Here is a 6,556-nt window from a genome sequence, read left to right on the forward strand (position 1 = left end):
CCAATCGCCCGAGCCTGCGGCGCCAGCGCCTCGGGCGGCCGGCGGCTCGCGACGGTCACGTCGATGTTTTTACGGGCGAAGGCGTGGGCGAGGGCCTGGCCTACCGCACCGAATCCTACAATCGCATAGCTCATAATACTTCTCCGATCCGTGTTGGTCTTGATTCCCCGGCCCTCAACGGCGCTGGGTTATCCGTTTCGCTGCATGGCGACCTTCGCGAGATCTTCGGACTGCCACCCCAAGCGATGCGCGTCATCGGTTCGAATTCCTGAATTGACGCGTAGACGTCCTGCCGTGAACGACTTCCGCGCGGCCGGACGGTCAGCCGCGCGGCAGGCAAGCCCGGATACTCGAACGTGTGCGTCCAATCCTCCTCACTCGTTCATGTCGACATGGCTTGCGATCTCCGACTCAGGCGGAACCTATGACTCACAACCGACCCCAAGGAACACTGTTGCCGCCCATCTAGCCGTCTTATCGGTATCGGCGAAGCCGCTGATCTGTGCTAAGCCGCCGCCCGAATAGCCAAAGGAGTACACCCGTGAGCGAGCCGACCGTGGCCGAGGCGACCGACAGCATCTATGCATCGCTCCGGGCGAACAATGCCGACATCGACGCACATATCGCGGCGCTCAAAGCAGCGCTGACGCGAGAGGGGATAGAACAGGCGGTGTTTGATCCGGCAAGGCTGGCACAGAACAACCGTTCGGGCCGCAAGCTGATGCAGGCTTATTTTCGGCAGCGCGGCGTGAGCGTGAGGTTTTCGGCCTCGTAGGGGCGCACACTGAGGCGCCACAGCCCGCCGGCAATCATTGTGGTCCAGGACCCCTCGGGGAGTTCAGGCAAGTCCGCTTTTGGCTTCTGTAGGCCGACATGCGTCTTCTGGCCCCGCCGACGTCAAAGTACCTAGGAAATCGGCCGACAAATGGTCAATTCAATCACCTGCGCTGGCTGCCGAGTACATCAGCGACCGATTCGCCGCTTCTGGCCTTCGGATTTGACCGGCCCAATTGCATGTATCTGCCGCCTCGAGCGCTTCGGCGCGGTCAGATTTGTCTAACGCTCCTATCCGTCGAACCGACGCGAAGAACCGTGGATAGTCGCCCGAACACAAATCGAATAAGCGGAGAAACGCAGTCACCCGATCGCTGTAGACGGAAGTCGCGGCGAGCTTTGCGTTGTTGATCGGAGCATCGAACCAGGCGTCATATCCACGGTATCCACCCCAGCGCCTGTCGCGCATCTGTCGGTATCGCGTCCTCAGCCGTTCGATCGCGGCCTTCTTCGCGGCCCACTTCTGCTCAGAAGTAACATCGTCGTCATAGACATGCCTTAGCTCGTCCCGGGTCTGCGACACCAGCACAAGAAATTCAGCTCTGCGCCTCCGGTCGGCTTCGTAACGGCGCAATCCGGCAGTATCGCCGGTCGCGCGCAGCCATTTTCTCACACCCGTTGTTTCGACAGCGACAGCGAACGCTTCGTTGAACGAGGAATCGTCATGCACGTAGACGCGCTGGTGAGCGAGTTCGTGGAATACCAGCCCTGCAAGATACGTTTCATCTTGGCTGAGCATGGTGCTTAGCAGCGGGTCACTTGACCAGCCGAGCGTGGAATATGCAGTGATGCCCGTCACATAGATGTCCAGGCCCTGTCTCTGAAGTTCGACAGCGGTTTCAATCGCAGACCTTTTGGAGAAGTACCCTCGGTACGGTACGCATCCGAACACCGGAAAGCACCATGTTCGTGGCGTCAGCGAGAATTCCGGCGCTGCAAAGATGGCCCATGTCACCGCGTCTCGACCAACGTCAACATAGCTGCGGTAGCTGTTGTTGTCCGGCAGCGCTAGTTCATCTATCGCAAACTGTCGGATGGCGCTCGCCGATGCCATTCGAGCGCGCAATGTCCCAGGGGTCGAAGGATTGTCGATCAGCTCTCCGACATCCTGGCGCGCCGCCATGATCTCCACGTGACCCTTCAAGAATTGTGCGTAGTAGGAAATGCTGGTGCAACCTGCCACGCCGGACATCACGATCATCGCAGCAACCGAACGAAAAGCATGCATCATGCCCACGGCATCGCTCACACTTCCGGATAGGGCAAATGTCGCAACTACGCCCGGTCCCAAACAGTCGCGCCAATTTGGTAAGGTCCTGGAGGGGGTTTAGGTTAGACGTTCGTCCTCGGCAAGATAGTCACAATTCGGTCACTCGCCGCCAAATTGCCGAATGTCCGGACACGGCCGACTTAAGCAACGCAGCATTTTCCACTTTGAGGCGAAATAATTCTCAACTATGGTCCGCCAGGCTTTAGGCATGGGGGAATATTGCCGATGGTTTTATCACGCAGGGGTGTCGTGCTCGGTGGCCTGGCGCTGGTCGCGGTGGGTGCAACCAGCAATATTGCTCAAGCCGCGGCGGCAAAATCCTTTTTCGCCGGTACCGGCAGCGACAACAATTTTGTCTATCGCAAGACCAACTTCGCCAAGATCGACAAGAGATGGCATCGCCAGATCGTCAAGTATTTCAGCAGCGAGCCGGTCGGCACCGTCGTGGTCGATACCCGCCACCACTTCCTCTACGTCATCATGGAAAACAAGACCGCCATCCGCTACGGCGTCGGCGTCGGCAAGGACGGCTTCAAATGGTACGGCCGCGCGACGATCGACCGCCGCGCGCTGTGGCCGCAATGGGTCCCGCCCCCCGAAATGCGTAAGCGCAAGCCGGACCTACCACCCATGGTCGCAGGCGGCGCGTCCAACAATCCGCTCGGGCCGCGCGCGCTCTATTTGCACCGCGACGGCGCCGACACCGGCTACCGCCTGCATGGCACGCTGGAGCCATGGAGCATCGGCACCGACGCTTCCAGCGGCTGCATCCGTATGTTCCCGGAAGACATCATCGACCTCTACCAGCGCTGCCCGATCGGCACCGCGGTGCAGGTCCTGCCGCACATCGCCGACCAGGCGCCCGCTTCCACCACTGTCGAATGATTGGCGCCTCATGAACCGCACGATTGAAAACACGCGCCGGCTGCTCGCCGCCGGCCTGCTGGTGCTGGTCGCATCCTGCTCGACCAGCAACACGCTGGCCCCTTCCACGCCCGACGTCACCAACACCGAGGTTGCCGGCTTCCAGAACGTGCAGCCGGGCAGCGAGGAGGATTTTATCCTCAATGTCGGCCGCCGCACCTATTTCACGCAAGGTTCGGCCGCGCTCGATTCTGTCGCCAAGGCCACCCTCGACACCCAGATCGCCTGGTTAGCAAAGCATCCGCGCTGGCTGCTCAAGCTGCAGGGTTTCGCCGACGATCCCGGCGCAAGTGAAACGGCGCTGTCGCAGCAGCGCGCCGATGCGGTGATGGACTACCTCGCCGCCGGCGGCATAGACCGCAACCGCATGTGGGCCAAGGGCTACGGCAAGGACAGGCTCGTCCGCGAGTGCCCCGACAACGCCTGCAGGTCGCAGAACCGCCGGGTTGTGTCTAATTTGCGCGATGTGAGGGACGAGCCATAGGGCTGCTGTTTTGCTTGTGACCCGAAGCAGAGTCTCACACGCGACGGCGGCATGGCTGCTTTGCGCCTCATCTCAGTCGTTAACCCAAACTCTGCCTCGACTTGAAAGCGGTTGTTCCCACAACTGCAACAGCGGCAGCCAAGCGTCCTTTCTTTTGTGATGATCCCAAGAGCCATTGCTCTGCCACACTACGGCCTTTGGGTTACAGACAGGCGAGTGTGACGCCTGTTGCTTCGGCCTTTCCTGCGGGCTTGCGAACCGCAATATCGGAAGCCGATCGCTCGGTGACCTCCGTCGCCGATTTGGATCAATCAGCGGTTCACAATTTGTTTCGCGTAGGATAATGCCCGATCGTGGGAAATTTTGCGATCGTCACTGAATGAACAACCTTGACCTTTCCGCCACGACTTCGTTCTGAGCGTCAAGCCAGAGTACGCTACCAAGATTGTAAGCGGTCAGAAGAAAGTCGAACTGAGGCGTCGATTTCCGCACCTTTACACGCGCGGCAGCGTCGACTTCTTCCGCACATATCCCGGAATGTATGTGCCGCGGCCGCTGATACTGCGATGTCAGGTCCTCGGTCAACCACTGCAGCATATCGCGTACGAGACCCTGGCTTTGACCAAGATGAATTGGAACAACACTCAGTTCGACAACGGAATGCCGATTACTATTGCGACGGCAAGACAGGTGGGGCAGGTGCTGAAGTACCTCGAGACGGGCAGGAGATCGCTCCAAGGTACAGCTTTTACATGTAGAGAATCGGCTCTGACGCTGCGGAAGCGGGCAGCTCTATGTCGGCGAACGAAAGCGATGGAGTGAACACAAACGCCCACTCTGGCTGCGCGAACGGAGGGGAGTGCTGTGGAGTAATATCGGATAGCAGAGGACACTCGAGCGAATCCTAGGCCATCGATAGCAGTCGATAGATTCTAGGCGACCGACAGATCTGCCGCTCTGTCGGGCGTCTCCCCGCTCTTCGAACGGCGCCCATACCCCGTCGGGCCTACCCCAACCTTCGCGACTTTGTGGCCTTCAAATCTTCGGTCGCGCGCTGCTCGAAGAAGTTAGCGCGCGATCAGTTCGTGGAGATGTTTCGCCAGCACTATAATCTGCCGCTTATCCTGGTCGATGCTTCGGAGCCGGTGCTTTCCAACCATGCGGTCGAGCGGCACAATATCACGGCGGTCTGGCCGGAAAGCCGGCGCGCCAATCCCGCTGTGCGCGCCTTCCTCGACCTGTTGCAGGGTGTGTCGAGAAACAGGTGAAGGTCACGGCCAGCATTTGGCCTGAAGACACCGGGCAGGGGAAACTCAGCCGCAGGTGTCGACCGTCCGCTGGTCGGCGCCATTAGCGCCATAACCGTCTCGGCAGCTACGCGACGAAGCGGACCACGCCGCCATCCACCCGCAAAGCCGCGCCGGTTGTCGCCGAAGCCTGCTCCGAGCATGCGTAGATGATCATGTTGGCCACCTCATCGGTGGTCGCGAAGCGTTGGATGAGGGTGGTCGGACGCATCGCCTTCAAGAAGCCCTGTTCGGCCTCCTGCTGCGTGATTCCGTTTGCGTCAGCCTGCTTCGCCATGAAGTCGCCCAGGATCTCAGAGCGGGTAGGTCCCGGCAGGACGGCGTTGATTGTGACACCCGTGCCCGCGACCGCCTCGGCGAGCCCGCGCGACACCGCGAGTTGAGCGGTCTTGGTCATGCCGTAGTCGAGCATTTCCTTAGGGATGTTGACTGCGGACTCGCTACTTACAAACACGACGCGGCCCCAGCCTTTCGCCACCATCCGCGGCAGATAATGACGGGTCACGCGCACGCCACTCATTACGTTCAACTGGAAGAGGCCAAGCCAGTCCTCGTCGGGGATCTTCGCGATGTCCTCGACGCCACTGTAGCTCCGGATGTGAGCCGTACCAACATTGTTCACAAGGATATCGGCGTCCGGCGCCTGCGCGATCAAGGCCTGGGCACCCTCCGCTGTCGCAAGATCGGCGGCGATGCCCGAGATGTCGCTTCCGGGAAAGGCCTGCCGCATCTGCCTCACCGCCTCGTCGACCCGGGTATTCCCACGGCCGTTGACGACGACCGATGCACCGGCACGGGCAAACCCCTCCGCCGTCGCGCGGCCGATTCCGGCGGTGGATCCGGTGACAATCGCCTTGCGGCCCATGAGTTCAATATTCATGTCATTTATCTCCAATGGTAGGTGGGTGATCATCCGCCGATCCAGGCTGGAAGCGCCCGTCGTCTGTTGAGTACCGACAATATTCGGGACGAAGGCAGGCCCAGTACTGTTCGGTCGAAAGCGTTGCGGCCCAAGCAACCGGCCAGGCCTCAAGACAAGCCCATTCAACTTGCCCTGCTTGCCACTTCCGCCTCCGCAGCGCGGGCGAGGCTTTCGACCCATTCCTGGTGATAGCGGTAGAGTGCACCGGGATGCTTGCGCCCGAGTTCCTCAAGGAACCAAGGGCCCTGCTGCGTTTCTTCGGTCAGCACATGGCAGCCATCGACCGTAGGAGTGATGACCCAGCCGTGGTACGCGCTCGAGCCGGTCTCGTCGCCATCGACCGTCGTCGCCCACGCGAGCCTGCGGAAGGGTTCACACTCCGTCACGACCAGACTCATCGGAAAGCCAACCGTCACCCGGCTGTATCTGGTTTGAAGCGCCAGTTCCGGCTTGCCGGTCAAGATCTTGACCTGATCTTCGGCGGGAAAGTAGCTCGACCAATTCTCGGCATCGACGAGCAGCTTCCAGACCACTTCAGCCGGCGCCTTCACGTCAATGTCGTTGAGTGCGTAGATGGCCGACGTTTTCGGATCATATCGCTCGGGCCAAATCACATGATCATACATCGATTACTGCTCCTTCTTGAACAAATCCTGGAAGATGAGCTGGCCCCAAGTGCGGCCGCGTGCGTGCACCAGCGCGCCACCCTCGTTGAGCTTTCCCAGCTTGACGGGTGCGAACCCGAGTTGTTTGGCCAAGGCCGCCACCGGAGCGGTCGCGTCCTCGTCGTCGCTCGACAGAAAGACGACCCGGTG

The 6,556-nt window shown here is 60.4% G+C and carries 7 protein-coding genes and 2 pseudogenes; 4 read left to right on the plus strand and 5 right to left on the minus strand.

Features of this window, described 5'->3' with window-relative positions; genetic code table 11:
* Positions 1-134 (minus strand): NAD(P)-binding domain-containing protein (locus NKH71_RS33150; protein WP_352896596.1); only part of this gene is annotated, 134 nt, incomplete at its 3' end.
* 407 nt (positions 135-541) lie between these two features.
* Between NKH71_RS33150 and NKH71_RS33155 the strand changes: the two genes are divergently transcribed.
* Complete coding sequence (locus NKH71_RS33155) at positions 542-775, plus strand: hypothetical protein (protein ID WP_023716496.1); 234 nt, start codon at positions 542-544, stop codon at positions 773-775.
* A gap of 159 nt (positions 776-934) precedes the next feature.
* On the opposite strand, the gene NKH71_RS33160 is transcribed toward NKH71_RS33155, so the two are convergent.
* Positions 935-2,065, minus strand: a complete 1,131-nt coding sequence (locus tag NKH71_RS33160) for an aminopeptidase (protein ID WP_352896598.1) — start codon at positions 2,063-2,065, stop codon at positions 935-937.
* Between the two features lie 264 nt (positions 2,066-2,329).
* Between NKH71_RS33160 and NKH71_RS33165 the strand changes: the two genes are divergently transcribed.
* The 3 genes and pseudogenes from NKH71_RS33165 to NKH71_RS33175 form a co-directional block, all read left to right on the plus strand.
* On the plus strand, positions 2,330-2,989 hold the full coding sequence (locus NKH71_RS33165; RefSeq protein WP_352896593.1) for a L,D-transpeptidase: 660 nt from the start codon (positions 2,330-2,332) through the stop codon (positions 2,987-2,989).
* Between the two features lie 10 nt (positions 2,990-2,999).
* Complete coding sequence (locus NKH71_RS33170; RefSeq protein ID WP_352482338.1) at positions 3,000-3,512, plus strand: OmpA family protein; 513 nt, start codon at positions 3,000-3,002, stop codon at positions 3,510-3,512.
* A gap of 1,142 nt (positions 3,513-4,654) precedes the next feature.
* Positions 4,655-4,780, plus strand: a pseudogene (locus NKH71_RS33175) (LysR family transcriptional regulator); the annotation flags it as partial.
* 106 nt (positions 4,781-4,886) lie between these two features.
* Here NKH71_RS33175 and NKH71_RS33180 read toward each other — a convergent pair.
* From NKH71_RS33180 to NKH71_RS33190, 3 genes and pseudogenes are all read right to left on the minus strand, one after another.
* Positions 4,887-5,699: an SDR family NAD(P)-dependent oxidoreductase gene (locus NKH71_RS33180; protein WP_352716858.1), complete on the minus strand. Its 813-nt coding sequence runs from the start codon at positions 5,697-5,699 to the stop codon at positions 4,887-4,889.
* A 164-nt stretch (positions 5,700-5,863) separates the two neighbouring features.
* Complete coding sequence (locus NKH71_RS33185) at positions 5,864-6,367, minus strand: SRPBCC domain-containing protein (RefSeq protein WP_352547369.1); 504 nt, start codon at positions 6,365-6,367, stop codon at positions 5,864-5,866.
* Positions 6,368-6,370: 3 nt separating this feature from the next.
* Positions 6,371-6,556: pseudogene (locus NKH71_RS33190) on the minus strand (NADP oxidoreductase coenzyme); the annotation flags it as partial.

Source organism: Mesorhizobium sp. M0983, assembly GCF_040318975.1.
GTDB lineage: Bacteria > Pseudomonadota > Alphaproteobacteria > Rhizobiales > Rhizobiaceae > Mesorhizobium.